The organism is Calidifontibacter indicus (genome assembly GCF_003386865.1).
GTDB lineage: Bacteria > Actinomycetota > Actinomycetes > Actinomycetales > Dermatophilaceae > Yimella > Yimella indica.
In genome coordinates this window covers 44,174-60,395 of sequence record NZ_QTUA01000001.1, presented here as the reverse complement: position 1 = coordinate 60,395, position 16,222 = coordinate 44,174, and the positions used below count along the sequence as shown (strand labels likewise).

The window sequence follows — 16,222 nt, the reverse complement described above, 5'->3', positions numbered from 1 at the left end:
GACAGCGGGGCCGCCGTCGGCCCGCCGTCCGCCCGCACCGAGTCGCGTCCGACGCGAGTTACTCGCGCGATCCGTCCGATACCGCCGAGTAAGTCGCGCCCGACGCGACTTGGTGCGCACCAGCGATTCATCAACATTGAGCGGAATGGACTCAACTTTGGCGACGTTGATTCTCGTAGAGCGACGCGCCGACCGTTCGCTGACTAGCGTGGCCGGTGAGCGTCACTGACCTGTCCGACAAGCAAGACCGAGGAAAGGGAGTTCCCGGAGTGGATCTTCAACTGACCACGAAGGCGCAGGAAGCGCTTTCGGCCGCAACCCGTTCGGCGATCACCGCCGGCAACCCCCAGATCGAGCCGGCCCACCTGCTCGCCGCACTGGCCGCACAGACCGACACCACCACCGGGCCGCTGCTCGAGGCGGTCGGCACGAGCGCGGCCGCCGTGCGTGGCGTCGCCGACCAGGCGCTGCGGTCGTTGCCGGCCGCCAGCGGGTCGAGCGTGGGTCAGCCGTCGATGTCGCGCTCGCTGGTGGGCGTGCTCGAGCAGGCCCGCCAGGCGATGACCTCGATGGGCGACGCGTTCGTCTCCACCGATCACCTGTTGCTCGCGCTCGCGCGCACCAACCAGTTCAGCCTCGACGCCGAGGCGATCGCGGAGGCGATCCCGAAGACCCGCGGCGGCGCCAAGGTCACCTCGGCCGAACCCGAGGGGCAGTTCGACGCGCTGGAGAAGTACGGCACCGACCTCACCGCGGTCGCCCGTGAGGGCAAGCTCGACCCGGTGATCGGCCGCGACGCCGAGATTCGCCGCGTCATCCAGGTGCTCTCGCGGCGCACCAAGAACAACCCCGTGCTCATCGGCGAGCCCGGCGTCGGCAAGACCGCGGTCGTAGAGGGTCTCGCCCAGCGCATCGTCGCCGGCGACGTGCCCGAATCGTTGCGCGACAAGCGTCTGATCAGCCTCGACCTCGGCGCGATGGTCGCCGGCGCGAAGTTCCGCGGCGAGTTCGAGGAGCGGCTGAAGGCGGTGCTGGAAGAGATCAAGAACTCCGGCGGCCAGGTCGTCACCTTCATCGACGAACTGCACACCGTCGTCGGCGCCGGAGCCTCCGGCGACAGCGCGATGGACGCCGGCAACATGCTGAAGCCGATGCTCGCCCGCGGCGAACTGCGGCTGGTCGGCGCGACGACCCTCGACGAATACCGCGAGCACATCGAGAAGGACCCGGCGCTGGAGCGCCGCTTCCAGCAGGTGTTCGTCGGTGAGCCGAGTGTCGAGGACACCATCGCGATCCTGCGTGGCCTGAAGGAGCGGTACGAGGCCCACCACAAGGTGGCGATCGCCGACTCCGCGCTGGTGGCCGCCGCCTCGCTGTCCGACCGCTACATCACCAGCCGGCAACTGCCCGACAAGGCGATCGACCTCGTCGACGAGGCCGCATCGCGGCTGCGGATGGAGATCGACTCCAGCCCGGTCGAGATCGACGAACTGCGGCGTCAGGTCGACCGCCTGAAGATGGAGCAGTTCCACCTGGAGAACGAGACCGACGACGCCTCCAAGGACCGGCTCGCCAAGTTGTTGGCCGATCTCGCCGACAAGCAGGAGCAACTCGCCGCCCTCAACGCACGCTGGGACGCCGAGAAGAAGTCGCTCAACCAGGTCGGTGACCTCAAGGCCCAGATCGACGAACTGCGCACTCAGGCAGACCGATTGGAGCGCGAGGGCGACCTTGGTGGTGCCTCGAAGATCCGCTTCGGTGACCTGCCCGCGCTGGAGCAGCAGATGGCCGACGCGCAGGCGGCAGAGGCGACGTCCTCGCGCGCCGGTGGCGAGGCCCCGATGGTCAAGGACGAGGTGGGCGCCGACGACATCGCCGACGTCATCAGCTCCTGGACCGGCATCCCCGCCGGGCGACTGCTCGAGGGCGAGACCGAGAAGTTGCTGCGGATGGAGGACTTCCTCGGCAAGCGGCTGATCGGCCAGCAGGCCGCCGTGCGGGCGGTGTCCGACGCCGTCCGGCGCTCGCGGGCCGGCATCGCCGACCCCAACCGTCCGACCGGGTCGTTCCTGTTCCTCGGCCCGACCGGCGTGGGCAAGACCGAGCTGGCGAAGGCGTTGGCCGACTTTCTGTTCGACGACGAGCGCGCGATGGTGCGCATCGACATGTCCGAGTACTCCGAGCGCCACTCGGTGGCGCGGCTCATCGGTGCCCCTCCGGGCTACGTCGGTTACGAGGAGGGCGGTCAACTGACCGAGGCGGTGCGGCGTCGGCCCTACAGCGTCGTGCTGCTGGACGAGGTGGAGAAGGCCCACCCGGAGACCTTCGACATCCTGCTGCAGGTGCTCGACGACGGACGCCTGACCGACGGTCAGGGCCGCACGATCGACTTCCGCAACGTGATCCTCGTGCTCACCAGCAACCTCGGGTCGCAGTTCCTCATCGACCCGGCGCTGTCGCCGGAGCAGAAGCGCGAGTCGGTGATGACCGCGGTGCGTTCGTCGTTCAAGCCGGAGTTCCTCAACCGGCTCGACGAGACGGTCATCTTCGAGCCGCTGAGCAAGGACGAGCTCGCCGGCATCGTCGATCTGCAGGTCGCGGAGTTCGGCAAGCGGCTCTCCGACCGTCGGATCACGCTGCGGGTCACCGAGGAAGCCCGCAAGTGGCTGGCCGACGAGGGTTACGACCCGGCGTACGGCGCACGCCCGCTGCGCCGCCTGGTGCAGAAGGAGATCGGCGACCGGCTGGCCAAGGCGCTGCTCGCCGGCGAGGTGCGCGACGGCGAGACCGTCGTCGTCGACAAGGGTGATCACGGACTGCAACTCGGCGAAGTCACCGCCTGATCAAGCGCACCGCGGCAAACACGCCGGTGGCCGGGCCTTCGGGCCCGACCACCGACGTCCGTCTTTTCAGCGTCCGTCTTTTCAGCGCCCGTCGGGGCACGTCCGCCTGGTGACCGGGCCGATGGAACCGTTCGACGGTTTCGTCCCGTCGGCTTTGTGCGGCCGGATCCGACAGGGAGTCCGGTCGTCACCACGAAACCGACGAGCACGCCAGGAGCGACGACGCGATGAACGACCAGACCCAGACCCTCACCAACACCCCTCGCATCGGCCGCCGCGCGATCCTCGCCGGTGTCGGCGCGACCGCGGTGACAGCCGTCGTCGGAGTCGGTATGGCGTCGTCGGCCTCGGCCGCCGGATTTCACTACCCGAAGCTGCGCCCCGGCGCCGTGCACTACGACAACGTGCTGCTGCTCAAGAGCTGGCTGAAGAAGAACGGCTACAACCCGACCTACGGCTCGCAGACCGCGCACTACGACCGCACCACCCAGCGACTGGTGCAGCACTTCCAGGTGCGATGCGCCCTGAAGACCGACGCGATCGTCGGCCCGAAGACCTGGTGCGCTCTCGTGGCGCACACCTCGAGCCGACCGACGCTGCGCCGCGGATCGCGGCAGTACGACGTGCAACTCCTGCAGTTGGCGCTCAACGCCCGCTTCGACTCGGGCCTGGGTTCGGACGGTGTCTTCGGCGCCGCCACCGAGCGCGAGGTGAAGCGCTACCAGCGGCTGGTCGGCCTCGCCGCCGACGGTGTGGCCGGTGCCAAGACGTGGAGCAATCTGGCCCGGGGCCGCTGAACCGCCCCAACAGCCAGGCTCGACCACAGGTCCGACGCGCGGGAACTCTCGAAGTTACTCGCGCGTCGGACTTCATGGCCCGTGGACAGATAGGTTGATCTCATGCGCGTACGCACCACCCAGACCGCAGTCGGCGCGATCGCGCTCTCTGCCACTCTGCTCGTCGCAGGTTGCAGCAGCACCAGCGGTAAGAAGACCGAGCCGACCCAGTCGGGCAGCCGGCCACCGACGGCGTCGCAGCGGCTGGCCGAGGCCAGGAAGGTCATCGACGGCACCCCCGGTTACCACTTCAAGCTGCAGGGCACAGACGTGCCGAAGACGAGCAGCGGGGTGCTCTCGGGTGAGGGCGATGTGATCGCGCGACCGGCGTTCAAGGGCACGCTCAGCGTGCAGGCCGGTTCGTTGTCGGCGTCCGTGCCGGTCATCTCCACCGGCGGCAAGACCTGGGCGAAGATGCCGTTCGCGGCGAAGATGTCCGAGATCGACCCCAACACCTACGGTGCGCCCGACCCGAACAAGCTGTTCAGCAAGAGCCAGGGTGTCGCCACCCTGCTGCCCCAGACCAAAGACCCCGTCTTCGGCGCGAAGCTGCGTGACGGGAAGGACATCGTGCAGACGGTGACCGGCACCCTGCCCGGCAGCGCGGTCAAGACCGTCCTCAACATGGGTGACGGGTCGGGCAGTTTCACCGTGAAGTACGGACTCACCGACGACAACCAGGTGCGCTCGGTTCAGGTCGTCGGCCCGTTCTTCGCGGGCACGGCGAAGACCACCTACGACCTCACCTTCACGAACTACGGGCAGACGGTTGACATCCAAGCGCCCTAAGGCACTGCTGGCGACGGCTTCGGTCGCCGTCGCCCTGGCTGCGGCCGACACCTATGTCGTGGTGTTGGCGTTGCCGGACATGATGAAGGGCGTCGGGCTCGGCATCGATGCCCTGCAGAAGGCCACCCCGATCATCAGCGGGTTCCTGCTCGGTTACATCGCGGTGCTGCCGTTGATCGGCCGGTTGGCCGACCTCGTCGACCGCCAACGCATCCTGCTGTGGTGCCTCGCGCTGTTCACCGTCGGCTCGGCGATCACCGGGGTCGCGGTCGACCTTCCGGTGCTCGTCGCCGGACGCGTGTTGCAGGGCATCGGGGGAGGCGGACTGGTGCCCGCGACCCTCGCGATCGTCGCGTCGCTCTGGCCCGTCGGCAGACGGGGGACGGCGTTCGGTGTCGTGGGCGCCGTGCAGGAGGTCGGTTCGGTGCTCGGCCCGCTGTTCGGCGCCGCGATCCTGCACGCCTGGGACTGGCGGATGATCTTCTGGATCAACGGGATCGGCGGCATCGTGCTGGCCCTGCTGATCCGCGCGACCGGTGGCCCGAGCACCGCCTCGCAGCACGCGAGCCCGGTACCGAAGTGGTGGCACGCCCTCACCGCACTGGCCGGGCTCGCCACCGTCGCGCTGCTCGGGCTCGCACTCATCGCACCCGAGGCCCTGACGACGTCGATCGTGTACGGCGACCCGTTCGTGCCCTACGAGGGACACACGGCCCGACTGATGACCCCCATCGGCCTGTGGGGCCTGAGCGCGCTCGCCGTGCTCATCGCGCTGTCGACCCGCTACTGGTGGCCGATCCTGCGCCGCGCCGATCTGTTCGGTGCTCTGCTCATCGTCACGGTGCTCGGTTGCCTCGTGCTCACCTTCTCCTCGGCCAACCCCGAGACCGAGGTCGTCGGACCGATGGGCTTCTGGCTGGTGCCGTTGGCCGTCGTCGCCGCAGGCCTCTACTGGTGGTGGCACCGCCGGGCCGCGCAACCGCTCATCGCCCGCGCAGCGGTCGTCGGACGCGTGCTGCCCGCGCTCGTCGTGTCGTTGCTGGTCGGCACCGTCATCGTGGCGATCGTCGTCGACGTGCCGATCCTGGCGCGCATCACCGTCACCGACTCCCAGACCGAGGCCGCGGTGATCCTGGTGCGCTTCCTCATCGCGGTGCCGGTCGGTGCGCTGCTCGGCGGGTGGCTGCTGCGCCGGGTCGGCCCGGGTCTGGTTGCCGGCGGCGGCATGGCGCTGGCCGCGATCGGGCTCTTCATGATGTCGCGCTGGACCGGCAACGTGCTCGACTCGCTGCATGCCACGATCGTGCTGGTGCTCGTCGGACTCGGGGTGGGCCTCGCGATCGCCCCGGTCAACGACGCCGCGCTCGCCGACGCCAGCGAGGACGACCACGGCGTCACCTCGTCGCTGATCGTGGTGGCCCGCATGGTCGGCATGGTCGTGGGGCTCGCGCTGCTCACCGCGATCGGTCTGCACCAGTACTACGCGGAGATCTCCGCCCTCGATGCCCCGACGGCGGCCGACTACAAGGCCGCCGGCATCCGGCAGGTCGACACGGTCTTCCTCGGGGCCGCGATCGCGGCCACCGTCGCTGCGGTCGTGTCGTGGTTCCTCGGCCGCGAGCGGCTCGTGGTCGACGCCGACTGCGAGGTGCGTGCGCTCTCGCGCGTGTGAGTCGGTTGACCCTCGCGCTCAGCTGGTGAACTCGTAGTCGACCCATTCGGGGTTGCGGACGCGCCGCTCGAACTCGCCGACGGTGCCCGGCCACAGCGTGCGGTTGCGACCCGACTCGTCGAGGTACCAGCTGCGGCAGCCGCCCTGCAGCCAGACGGTGCCCTGGCTGCGTTCGTCGATCTCGGCCATGTGCGCGGGCACGACCTCGGGCCGCACGCTCACCATCGCCGCGCCGCGCCGATCACGTTCGGCGAGCAGCTTGGTGACGAGCTCGACCTGCGCCTCCATCATCAGCAGCACCGAGTTGTGGCCGAGCTCGGCGTTTGGCCCGAGCAGCATGAACATGTTCGGGAAGTCGGGCACGGTGACGCCGTAGTAGCTGTCGATGCCTTCGTCCCACCGCGCGCTGAGCGAGGCGTGCTTGCGGCCGAACACGTTGACCGCCTTCCACCCCGCGGCCGGGTCGAAACCGGTCGCCAACACCAACAGGTCGAGCGGGTGGTGCGTGCCGTCGGCCGTGACCACCGCGGTCGCGTCCGCCGCGATGAGTTCGCCCGTCTCCAACTTCACGTTGCGCCGATTGAACGTCTCCAGGTAGTCGTCCGACAACGGAATCCGCTTGCAGCCCAAGGTGTGCGACGGGGTCAGGCGGGCCCGCAGCTGCGGATCGTCGACCGACGACCGCAGGTGCGCGCGGGCCCGCAGCGAGACGGCCTTCATCAGCGCCGGCTGCTTCACGAACGCCAGCGCACGGCTCTCGTTCGACGTCCGGATCTTGGCGCGCAGCGCCTTCATCAGCGCCGGACGCCGCTCGTACCGCTCGGAGGTCGACTCCGCGATCTCGTGGTCGCCCTTCGGCATCACCCACGTCGGCGTGCGCTGGAAGACGGTCAGCGCGGCGGCATCGGGCGCCACGGCCGGAATCAGCTGGACGGCGCTCGCGCCGGTGCCGACCACACCCACCCGCTTGCCGTGGGCGGTGGTGCCGGGCACCCAGGTCGCCGTGTGCATCAGCTCCCCGGCGAAGGTCTCCAAACCGGGGATGTCGGGCACGGTCGGCACCTGCAGCGACCCGACGGCAAGCACCAGGTCACGGCAGCTGATCGTCTCCAGCCGTCCTTCCGGTCCGGTGAACGCGACCTCCCAGCGGGAGGTCTCCTCGTCGAACCACGCCTGCTGCACATCGGCGCCGAACCGCACATGGCGCCGTACGTCGTACTGCTCGACGACATAGAGCAGGTAGTCCTGGATCTCGTCACCCGGTGCGTAAGCGCGCGACCAGTCGGGGTTGAGCTCGAAGGAGTAGGAGTAGAGGTGGCTCTGAATGTCACAGGCAACCCCGGGGTAGCGGTTGTCGCGCCAGGTGCCGCCGATCTCGTCGGCCCTCTCCAGCACGATCACGTCGCGACCGGCCGCCTTCGCCGCGATGGTCATCGCGATCCCGGAGAAGCCGGCTCCGATGACGACGAGGTCGTGGTTGTTCATCGGTGCGCTCTCTCAGTAGGAACTCGGCAGCGTGCCTGCGATGGCGAGGCCGATCCAGGCGACCATGCCGATAGTGCCGACTGCACCGATCACGATGCCGGCGATCGCCATGCCCTTCGCCGAACTGTCGCCCGCCCGCTTCGCCTTCGGCAACGCGACGATGCCGAGCACGAGGCCCACGATGAACCCGACTCCGCACAGGCAGCCGGCCAGGGAGGTCACCAGTGCCGCGATCGCCAGACCGTTGGACTCCTGCTGCGGGAAGCCGCCGGGTGGTCCGTAGGAGTAGGGGTCCGGTTGGAAGGGCTGACCGTAGGGCTGCTGATAGGACTGGCCATATTGCTGGCCATATTGCTGGCCGTACCCGTACTGGTCGCCGGACGGGGCGGCGCCGTACTGGGTGCCGTACGCCTGTCCGTACGGGTCATCGGACGGGGCGGCGCCGTACTGGTTGCCGTACGCCTGTCCGTACGGGTCATCGGACGGGGCGGCGCCGTACTGGTTGCCGTACGCCTGCCCGTATTGCTGCCCGTACTGCTGGTCGTACCCGCCGCCGGAGTAGGGCTGCTCCTGCGCCGAGGCAGAGCCGTACGCGTCGCCGGACTGCGCCCCGTACACCTGCCCGTAGCTCTGCCCGTACTGCGGCTGGTCGTTCGGCGGCGGAGTGCCGTAGGGCACCTCGCGGGTGCCCGGGTCGCCGAACTCCTGCGTGTGCTGCTTGTCGAGCATGCCGGGGTCGATCCGAGGGGTCGCCCGGGTGGGTTCGTCCGGGGACGCGTGTTCGGGATCGTGGCTCATGTTCCTGCTCTCCGACGTCGTGCTGGCCGACCCGACCCTAACCGGCGAAGGGTCAGCCGAGCGTGATCACCACGGGCGCGTGATCGGACGCGCCCTTGCCCTTGCGTTCCTCCCGGTCGATCATCGCGTCGGTCACCCGAGCGGCCAGCGCCGGCGACGCGAGCGCGAAGTCGATCCGCATGCCCTGCTTCTTCGGGAAGCGCAGCTGGGTGTAGTCCCAGTAGGTGTAGACGCCCGGGCCCGGCGTGTAGGGGCGCACGACATCGGCGAACCCGGCGTCGACGACCGCCTGGAACGCGTCGCGCTCGGGCGGCGTGACGTGGGTTTTGCCCTCGAAGAACGACGGATCCCAGACGTCGTCGTCGGTCGGCGCGATGTTCCAGTCGCCGGCCAGCAGGATCTGCGCCTCGGGGTCGTCGGCCAGCCAACCGGCCGCGTCGTTGCGCAGACCCGCGAGCCATTCCAACTTGTAGTGGTAGTGCGGGTGGTCGATCTCGCGACCGTTCGGCACATACAGCGACCACACCCGGACGCCGTCGCAGGTGGCGCCGATCGCGCGGGCTTCGGGGGCGACCGGGTCGCCGAAGCCGGGCATGCTCGGGAAGCCGATCTGCACGTCGTCGAGACCGACCCGGGAGATCACGGCCACGCCGTTCCACTGGTTGAGGCCGTGGTGGGCCAGCTCGTAGCCCTTGGCCGCGAGGTCGAGGGTCGGGAACTGGTCGTCACGACACTTGGTCTCCTGCAGCAGCAACACGTCGAGGTCGTGCCGTTCGAGCACGCCCATCACGCGGTCGATTCGGGAGCGGACGGAGTTGACGTTCCAGGTCGCAATACGCACGGACCGAGCCTAATCGCCGCCACCGACGGCACAGGTCGGGCGGGTTCGCGGGGGGTGTCCCTATGGTCTTCGTCAAGCAGCGGCGGGGGGTTTCTGTTGGTAGAGGGTTCCGTCGCGCAGCATCGCGTACAGCACGTCGCAGCGTCGTCGGGCGAGGCAGATGAGGGCGGCGTTGTGCTTCTTGCCTTGGCCGCGTTTGCGGTCGTAGTAGGCCCGCGAGGTCGGGTCGTGCAGTGCGGCGAACGCGGCGAGGAACATCGCTCGTTTGAGGTGTTTGTTGCCGCCTCGGGCGGGGTGCTCTCCGCGGATCGAGGTGCCGGATCGGCGGGTGACGGGTGCGAGGCCGGCGTACGCGGCGAGGTGGCCGGAGGTGGGGAAGCTCGAGCCGTCGCCGACTTCGAGCAGGATCCGTGCGCCGGTCCTGACGCCGATGCCGGGCATCGAGGTCAGGACCGCGGCAAGAGGTGGGCATCGAGCATGTCCTCCAGTTGGGTTCCCAGCTCGTCCCGGTCGTGCAGCAGGCGCGCCAGTCCGGTCGCGAGTTTGGGCTGACTCTGACAGGTTGTTCTGGCCCCACCCGTGACGGCCCGATCTGGCCCCACGTGCGACGCGCCGGGGCGGTTGTGACGGTTTGATCTGGCCTCACCCAAGTCTTGGCCTCATCCGAGGTTCTCAGGATGGGTGGGGTTGTGATGGGATCACGTGTGGAGTTGTTCGCCGCGATACGCCGGGACGCGAGGGTGGATGACCTCTCGGTTCGTGAGCTCGCGCGCCGCCACGGGGTGCACCGGCGAACGGTCCGGCAAGCACTGGCGTCGGCAGTGCCACCGCCACGGAAGCGCCCGGCCCGGCCCGGTCGTCGCCGCGGTTGGATCCGTTCAAGGACGCGATCGATGGCATGCTCCGGGCGGATCTGGAAGCGCCGAGGAAGCAGCGGCACACCGCGACTAGGATCCTGGCGCGGCTGATCGAGGAAGAAGCGGCGACGGGTCTGTCGTACTCGGCGGTGCGGGACTATGTGCGCCTCCGCCGCGCCGCGATTGATCTCGAGGGCGGGCGGCGGGTTGAGGCGTTCATCACCCAGGAGCACGCGCCGGGTCGGGAGGCCGAGGTCGACTTTGGCGAGGTCTACGTGGTGCTGGATGGGGTTAAGCCTCTCTGGCCGCACTGGCCGAGCTCGATCACGGCCGGGCGGTCAACGACGGGGCGGCCCTCACCCAGGGCCTGATCAACGGCCAGCGCCTCGATGTGGCCTTCGAATCGCGGGAGTCGGTCTCTGTGGACGAGTGTTTGGACATGGTGCGTCAGAAGACGGCCCTGTTCTTCGAGACGGCAGGCGCGTTGGGTGCCCGCCTGGGCCGCGGCAGCGCCGAACTCGCCGACTCGATGCGTCTGGTCGGGCGGAACGTGGGGATGGCCTATCAGATGTGTGACGACATCGCCGGCCTCATCGGTGACGTCGCCGTGACCGGAAAGGCCCGCGGGCAGGATTTGCGGCGCGCCAAGAAGTCGCTACCCGTCACGCTGGCCATGGACGCTGCCCCCGGGGCGCTCGGTGATGAGCTATCCGCTGCGTTGGCGACGTCGGACCATCCGGCAGTGCGTGCCGCGGCACGAATGTGTCGGCGGCACGTCGAGTCGGCCCTCCGGTCCATCGGTACGGGGTCCGGGGTCGGTGTCGGGGACCTGCAGGCCCTGATCGAAGCGATCTTCGAGCCGGTGCTGGCCCACCTGGGACCAGACGTCGTGTCGGTTCATTGACTTCCTAGAAAACCGACGGGTTGGTAGCCTTTGCCCGTTCGCGGCTCAGCGCGGGTCCGATTCGGGCAAGGGGAGGTCTTAAATGGGCCAGGGAATTACGGCGGGTGGGCCGGGGGCACCGATTCACGGGGACGGATGGAGCTGTGTCGATCGCAGGCTCGTCCACCGGGCGTCGATCTCCGAGGTGTTCGTCACGATGCTTCGTGACGCCTCGACCGGATGGCTCGTCGATGTGCAGTGGCCGCGCGAGCATCCGCTGTACATCCGGTCGGACCACTACAGTCCGACGATTTTCCTGGAGTCGTTCAGGCAGGCGGTCATCCTCGCGAGCCATGTCGTTTCGCAGGTCCCACTGGACGCGGCCTTCCTCATGAACGCCATCTGGATCGAGATACCAGACCCGCGGGTCGGGGGTGGTCCCACTCGTTCCGTTCGACCCGCAATTACTGATTCGGCGATATGCGGACACCGGTCGCCGGGCAGAAACCGAGTGGACGGTCGAGTTCAGCCACCACGGTCGGCTCCTGGCACGTCGTGGCGGTGCCATGCGGGTACTTCCACGCGGCGTGTACCGCAGAATCCGCCCCGGGACGGACACGCCGGTGAACCAGGGGACGGCACCGCACGGCCCGTCCGGGCGATGTGTCGAGGTCGGTCCGGGCGGAGCGGTCCTCTCGGTGGACCCGGCCGATCCGGTGTTGTTCGATCACACCGTCGACCACGTCCCGGGAATGGTGCTGCTCGAAGCGGCCCTCGAACTGGCCAGAACTGAGTCGGCGGGGCCGGTCATCGGTCTCGACGCGACGTTCGACACCTTCGTCGAATTCGACCAGGAATGTCGGCTGCTGATCGAGCGAAGCGAATTTGGGATGTCCGTGGCCTATGAACAGGGCGGCTTGCTCCGCGGTCGCACCGACCTCTGCATCGCACGGAAGGAGTCCGCGACGTCCGGCGATGCGAGGGTGCCTCCATGTCCCCATATCGTCAATACCTGGGTGACGCCCGACATCACTTACGCGGCGCGCTCAGCCGTAGCGACGTGAGGGCCTCGTCGGTGAAGGTGGCCGGTGCGACCAGTTTCCAGAAGTCGTGGAGGCGTCCGCGAATGTCGGAGTACTTCGAGTAGACGAGCGACGACAGCTGGATCCCGTTCACGGAGGCGGTGAGTGTCCGGGCGAGCTCCTTGGGTCGCACACCTTCCCGAAGCGAACCCTCCGACTTCGCCTGACGGCACAGTGCGGTGGCCGCATTGAGCCAGGCGTCGAACGCACTGCGCTGGACGTCGTCGAGGCCATGCCCCTCCGTGGTGAGGCGGACCGAGGCCCGGATGAGTTCGTCGGTCTGCAGCTGCACACCGAACACGTAGCTGGTATCGATCGCCTGTTGCGCCGCCGACCCGGTCAATTCGACCGTGGACAGCCACTCGGACTGTGCTGTCAGCACGGCCCGCGCGAGGTCGTCCTTCGAACTGAAATGGAAGTACAGGGCGCCTTTGGTGACCCCGGTGAGATCGAGGATGTCCTTGATGGTCGTCCCTTCGTAGCCGTTCTGGGACAGTGCCTGCGCTGCGCCGCGCATGATCCGTTCGCGGGTCACGAACGCTCGGGCTTGGGTGGGCATTCGCGGAGTTCTCCATGATTCGGCTACAGGTCGTTGTTGGTTAGCGTATCGGTTTGCACGCTGGAAACCTGCAATATTCGCACCGTCCGAGACCGGTCGGTTTGGAAAGGGGACTGCTGCACGGATAGGTGACATGTTGGTCATGCGGCCTGGGTGGCCGGTGTGGTCATGATGGTCTCGTACTCGATGGGGGTCAACTTGCCGAGGCGGGCTTGGCGTCGTCGGCGGTGGTAGGTCCGTTCGGTCCAGGTGACGATGGCCAGCCTCAGCTGGTCGCGGGTGTCCCAGGTTCGGCGGTCCAGGACGTTCTTCTGCAGGAGTGCGAACCAGCTCTCCATGGCGGCGTTGTCCGCGCTCGAGCCGACTCGTCCCATGGATCCGAGCAGGTCGTGCCGGGACAGGGCGCGCAGGTACTTGCGGGACCGGAACTGGGACCCGCGGTCGCTGTGGACGATGCAGCCGGCCACGTCGACGCCCGCTCGGGCGCGGGTGTCCACGGCGTGTTCCAACGCCTGCACGGCCAGGCGGGCCTTCATCCGCGAGCTGATGGAGTACCCGAGGAGCCGGTTGGACCACACGTCCTTGACGGCGCACATGAACACCTTGCCCTCACGGGTGCGGTGCTCCGTGATGTCGGTCAGCCACAGCTGGTTCGGGCCGGTCGCGGTGAAGTCACGCTGGACGCGGTCATCGTGCGCCGGCGGGCCGGGCCGGCCCTACTTCGCGCGCTTCTTCCCGAACACCCTCCACCACGCGTTGCTCGAACAGATCGCCCACGCGGTGCGGTCGCAATCTCCTGCCCGGCGTCGCGGGCCTCGTCAGCTAGGAGGCGGTACCCGAACTCCGGGTCGTCACGGTGTGCATCGAACAACGCGTTCACGCGGTGCGCTTCCACCCAGTCGGCGTCGGTCACGGGGTTGGCCAGCCACCGGTAGTACGGCGCCCTGGCAAGTTTCAGGACCCGGCACGTCACCGTCACAGGCACCCTGATCGGGGCATTCTGGGCGGCCAGCTCACGGACGAGCGGGTACATCTGTAATGGGCGCTGGCCGGCCCGTGGCTGGCTGGAAGGCTGGCCCCCGGCCCGTGCATGTGACTCGCGGTATATCCGACCCACCTGGCGGTGGTGTCTTGAAAATGACATGTCCGCGCGCAGGCCGAGGTTCGGTCCCTCCCGCGCAGATGCCTTGATTAGAAGCCTGTCCGGCGGCCACGAGATGGTCGCTGTGACTCATGACAGATGTGTCTCTGAGCGACCCACGGGCTCGAGCCGGAACGTCAGCATTCCCTTCGAGTTAGGAGTCCAAGTGACCATCGTCGCCCAACTGTTCGAGCACGTCGTCGGCATCGACACGCACGCCCGCACCCACACGTATTGCCTGATCGCGGCCGCGACCGGCGCGGTCATCGACACCGCGACATTCCCCACGACCAAGGCGGGGAACGCGCGCGCGATCAACTGGATCGTCCGTCGGACCAACGGCAGCGTGCTTGCCGCCGTCGAGGGCACCTCGTCCTACGGCTCAGGCATCACCGCAGCCTTGGCCGAGGCCGGCTTCGACGTCGCCGAGGTTCGCCCAGCAGCCCGCGCCACCCACGCCCACCAAGGAAAGTCGGACGCCCTCGACGCCGAAGCCGCAGCACGAGCGGTGGCCGGTCGCGAGTTCGACCGCCTCGCGAAACCTCGGCAGGCCGGTCAGCGCACTGCGCTTCGCGTCCTGCTGGCTTCGCGGTCGATCCTGGACCAGCAGCGCACGGCCAACCGCAACGCACTCCTAGCCTTGCTGCGCAGCGTCGATCTGGGGATCGACGCACGCAAGCCACTGACCGACGCGCAGGTCGCATGATCGCGGCATGGCGAGCCAGCCGTACCGCGGCGCCCAGTGACCCCCTGGCCATCGCTCGCCGCGAAGCCCGCCGCCTGGCCATCGCTCGCCGCGAAGCCCGCCGCCTGGCCATCGTCGTCGTCGAGCACGGCGAACTCCTCAAGCAGAACCATCGCGAGCTTCACCAGCTCGCTGAGGCGCCGGCACCCGGACTGCAGGATCAGCCTGGCGTGGGCCCCGTCACCGCGGCGATCATCATCTGCGCCTACTCCCACCACGGCCGCGTCCGCTCAGAGGCTGCGTTCGCCGCACTCGGCGGCATCGCTCCGGTCCCTGCCTCGTCGGGCAACACCGAACGTCATCGACTGTCCCGATCAGGAGACCGCCAACTCAACCGCGCCTTCGACGTGATCGTCCGCACCCAAATGAGCTACGACGAACCCACGCGTGACTACGTCGCCCGTCGACGCACTGAAGGGCGCTCCAACCGCGAGATCCGCCGCTGCCTCAAGCGCTACGTCTGCCGCGCGATCTTCCGCGAACTCCAGACCACGATGGCTTGACGAGAGGCATAGAAGCGTCATTTTCCCGGCAGGTTCGCCTGCGAGAGGTACGCCGCAGCGCGGCGTAGCACCTCGTTCTCTTGCTCGAGCAACCGGATCCGACGGCGAGCCTCACGCAACTCACCAGAGTCGCTCACCGCGGCGGCGGGTTTGTTCCCGTCCTGCCGGTCAGCGATGGCGATCCAGTTCGTCAGGCAGGACTCCGAGATCCCGAAGTCCTTCGCGATCTTCTTCAACGTCGTCCCGGCCTCACGAGAGCGAGCGACCTCGATCACGTTCTCGCGGAACTCCTTGGGGTACGGCTTGGGCATGGTGCACATCCTCTGCTGCGGCACCCAACGGCACCGCAGAGTCGATGTCACCTATCCGTGCAGCAGTCCCAAGTCGCGGCCGGCGCTGTTGTATGGTGACACCAAACCAACCAGTTGGTTATGTTTGAGGGGGCTCAACATGGTCACGTTTCAGGATGAACACACGGTCGCGCTGGCGAGAGCGGGGACGGCGCTGGAGTTCGCGCACGACGTGCTCGGCTCCGCACCCGAATGGCTGCACGCGCTGCTCGGGTTGCGCGACGCGGTGGTCGGGCGGCTCGGATTTGCGGTCCAGACCGAGGGTGCCAGGGATATCGATCTGCGTCCCGGGGGATCGGCCGGACCGTTCACGTTCAGCAGGGTTGACGACGACGGCGTGACCGGTGGCGCAACCGATCGGCACATGGCGTTCGAATCGACCTTCTATGTCACCCATGACAAGGTCGGACCACGGGGTCACTTGCTCACGACCGCACACAGTCGGTCCAGCCTCGGCGCTGCTTACCTGCGGGTGATCTGGCCCTTCCACACCGTCCTGATGGGGCGCATCCTGCGATCCGGAGCTGCCCGCTCCGACCTCAGGATCGGCTGACCGATGCCGACTTCCGGAACCATGAACATTCATGCGACCGGGGTCCGCCCGGATCGCGGTGGAGCTGATCTCTCGGCCATGCACGATGAGGTTCTGCGCGTTGCCGAGCGCCGAGGACTTCCACTCTCCCTTGCCCGGGATATAACCCCAAGTACTGCACCACCCCGGCCCGCGTCGCAGCGCGAGCTGACGGTGCGCTCGGGCCGCCACCCGATACCGGTCCGGAGTCTGCAGAACTGGCCGGAACAACCGCTAGCCCCAAGGCGAGCACTGCAGCGCCAGCAG

12 protein-coding genes and 5 pseudogenes are annotated in these 16,222 nt (G+C 68.1%); 10 read left to right on the top strand and 7 right to left on the bottom strand.

All coding sequences use genetic code 11. The features are described 5' to 3' along the window. The first annotated feature begins 269 nt into the window (after nucleotides 1-269). The 4 genes from clpB to DFJ65_RS00285 all read left to right on the top strand — a co-directional run bounded on the left by clpB (nucleotide 270) and on the right by DFJ65_RS00285 (nucleotide 6,140). On the top strand, nucleotides 270-2,843 hold the full coding sequence (gene clpB, locus DFJ65_RS00300) for an ATP-dependent chaperone ClpB (protein ID WP_115921282.1): 2,574 nt from the start codon (nucleotides 270-272) through the stop codon (nucleotides 2,841-2,843). 227 nt (nucleotides 2,844-3,070) lie between these two features. Continuing rightward, nucleotides 3,071-3,640 (top strand): peptidoglycan-binding domain-containing protein, encoded by a 570-nt coding sequence (locus DFJ65_RS00295; protein WP_115921281.1) that lies wholly within the window; start codon nucleotides 3,071-3,073, stop codon nucleotides 3,638-3,640. A gap of 102 nt (nucleotides 3,641-3,742) precedes the next feature. Continuing rightward, on the top strand, nucleotides 3,743-4,468 hold the full coding sequence (locus DFJ65_RS00290) for an LppX_LprAFG lipoprotein (RefSeq protein WP_115921280.1): 726 nt from the start codon (nucleotides 3,743-3,745) through the stop codon (nucleotides 4,466-4,468). Next, on the top strand, nucleotides 4,449-6,140 hold the full coding sequence (locus DFJ65_RS00285) for an MFS transporter (protein WP_115921279.1): 1,692 nt from the start codon (nucleotides 4,449-4,451) through the stop codon (nucleotides 6,138-6,140). The genes DFJ65_RS00290 and DFJ65_RS00285 overlap by 20 nt, the downstream gene beginning before the upstream one ends. An 18-nt stretch (nucleotides 6,141-6,158) precedes the next feature. Here DFJ65_RS00285 and DFJ65_RS00280 read toward each other — a convergent pair whose 3' ends face one another. The 4 genes and pseudogenes from DFJ65_RS00280 to DFJ65_RS00265 form a co-directional block, all read right to left on the bottom strand. Then, nucleotides 6,159-7,625: a flavin-containing monooxygenase gene (locus DFJ65_RS00280; protein WP_115921278.1), complete on the bottom strand. Its 1,467-nt coding sequence runs from the start codon at nucleotides 7,623-7,625 to the stop codon at nucleotides 6,159-6,161. 12 nt (nucleotides 7,626-7,637) lie between these two features. After that, entirely contained in the window at nucleotides 7,638-8,423 is a 786-nt protein-coding gene (locus DFJ65_RS00275) for a DUF4190 domain-containing protein (protein ID WP_115921277.1), read from the bottom strand. Nucleotides 8,424-8,475: 52 nt separating this feature from the next. Further along, nucleotides 8,476-9,264 carry an exodeoxyribonuclease III gene (locus tag DFJ65_RS00270; RefSeq protein ID WP_115921276.1) on the bottom strand — a complete coding sequence of 263 codons (789 nt, stop codon included), beginning with the start codon at nucleotides 9,262-9,264 and terminating at the stop codon, nucleotides 8,476-8,478. A 72-nt stretch (nucleotides 9,265-9,336) separates the two neighbouring features. Further along, nucleotides 9,337-9,812, bottom strand: a pseudogene (locus DFJ65_RS00265) (transposase); the annotation flags it as partial. A 144-nt stretch (nucleotides 9,813-9,956) separates the two neighbouring features. On the opposite strand from DFJ65_RS00265, the pseudogene DFJ65_RS00260 reads away from it, so the two are divergent. The 4 genes and pseudogenes from DFJ65_RS00260 to DFJ65_RS00245 all read left to right on the top strand — a co-directional run. Next, nucleotides 9,957-10,417, top strand: a pseudogene (locus tag DFJ65_RS00260) (IS21 family transposase); the annotation flags it as partial. 5 nt (nucleotides 10,418-10,422) lie between these two features. Continuing rightward, entirely contained in the window at nucleotides 10,423-11,025 is a 603-nt protein-coding gene (locus DFJ65_RS00255) for a polyprenyl synthetase family protein (RefSeq protein ID WP_115921275.1), read from the top strand. Nucleotides 11,026-11,107: 82 nt separating this feature from the next. Continuing rightward, entirely contained in the window at nucleotides 11,108-11,797 is a 690-nt protein-coding gene (locus DFJ65_RS18385) for an AfsA-related hotdog domain-containing protein (RefSeq protein ID WP_115924015.1), read from the top strand. Next, nucleotides 11,703-12,068 carry an AfsA-related hotdog domain-containing protein gene (locus DFJ65_RS00245; protein WP_245949888.1) on the top strand — a complete coding sequence of 122 codons (366 nt, stop codon included), beginning with the start codon at nucleotides 11,703-11,705 and terminating at the stop codon, nucleotides 12,066-12,068. Before DFJ65_RS18385 ends, DFJ65_RS00245 begins: the two co-directional genes overlap by 95 nt. On the opposite strand, the gene DFJ65_RS00240 is transcribed toward DFJ65_RS00245, so the two are convergent. Together DFJ65_RS00240 and DFJ65_RS17885 are read right to left on the bottom strand one after the other, a co-directional pair. Continuing rightward, nucleotides 12,034-12,645 carry a ScbR family autoregulator-binding transcription factor gene (locus tag DFJ65_RS00240; RefSeq protein WP_170143940.1) on the bottom strand — a complete coding sequence of 204 codons (612 nt, stop codon included), beginning with the start codon at nucleotides 12,643-12,645 and terminating at the stop codon, nucleotides 12,034-12,036. The two genes, DFJ65_RS00245 and DFJ65_RS00240, sit on opposite strands and share 35 nt — an antisense overlap. A 140-nt stretch (nucleotides 12,646-12,785) precedes the next feature. Next, nucleotides 12,786-13,687, bottom strand: a pseudogene (locus tag DFJ65_RS17885) (IS3 family transposase); the annotation flags it as partial. Nucleotides 13,688-13,952: 265 nt separating this feature from the next. On the opposite strand from DFJ65_RS17885, the pseudogene DFJ65_RS00225 reads away from it, so the two are divergent. Beyond that, nucleotides 13,953-15,034 (top strand): annotated as a pseudogene (locus tag DFJ65_RS00225) (IS110 family RNA-guided transposase). 38 nt (nucleotides 15,035-15,072) lie between these two features. On the opposite strand, the pseudogene DFJ65_RS00220 reads toward DFJ65_RS00225, so the two are convergent. Continuing rightward, a pseudogene (locus tag DFJ65_RS00220) lies at nucleotides 15,073-15,345 on the bottom strand (transposase); the annotation flags it as partial. Here DFJ65_RS00220 and DFJ65_RS00215 point away from each other — a divergent pair. Continuing rightward, complete coding sequence (locus DFJ65_RS00215) at nucleotides 15,344-15,937, top strand: DUF2867 domain-containing protein (protein ID WP_115921270.1); 594 nt, start codon at nucleotides 15,344-15,346, stop codon at nucleotides 15,935-15,937. The pseudogene DFJ65_RS00220 and the gene DFJ65_RS00215 sit on opposite strands and share 2 nt — an antisense overlap. Nucleotides 15,938-16,222 lie beyond the last annotated feature (285 nt).

Bases quoted from the DNA above. Each gene is read 5' to 3' on its own strand.
- DFJ65_RS18385 (WP_115924015.1), top strand. From the start codon at position 11,108: ATGGGCCAGGGAATTACGGCGGGTGGGCCGGGGGCACCGATTCACGGG.
- DFJ65_RS00240 (WP_170143940.1), bottom strand. From the start codon at position 12,645: ATGCCCACCCAAGCCCGAGCGTTCGTGACCCGCGAACGGATCATGCGC.
- DFJ65_RS00295 (WP_115921281.1), top strand. From the start codon at position 3,071: ATGAACGACCAGACCCAGACCCTCACCAACACCCCTCGCATCGGCCGC.
- DFJ65_RS00275 (WP_115921277.1), bottom strand. From the start codon at position 8,423: ATGAGCCACGATCCCGAACACGCGTCCCCGGACGAACCCACCCGGGCG.
- DFJ65_RS00280 (WP_115921278.1), bottom strand. From the start codon at position 7,625: ATGAACAACCACGACCTCGTCGTCATCGGAGCCGGCTTCTCCGGGATC.
- DFJ65_RS00290 (WP_115921280.1), top strand. From the start codon at position 3,743: ATGCGCGTACGCACCACCCAGACCGCAGTCGGCGCGATCGCGCTCTCT.
- DFJ65_RS00215 (WP_115921270.1), top strand. From the start codon at position 15,344: ATGGTGCACATCCTCTGCTGCGGCACCCAACGGCACCGCAGAGTCGAT.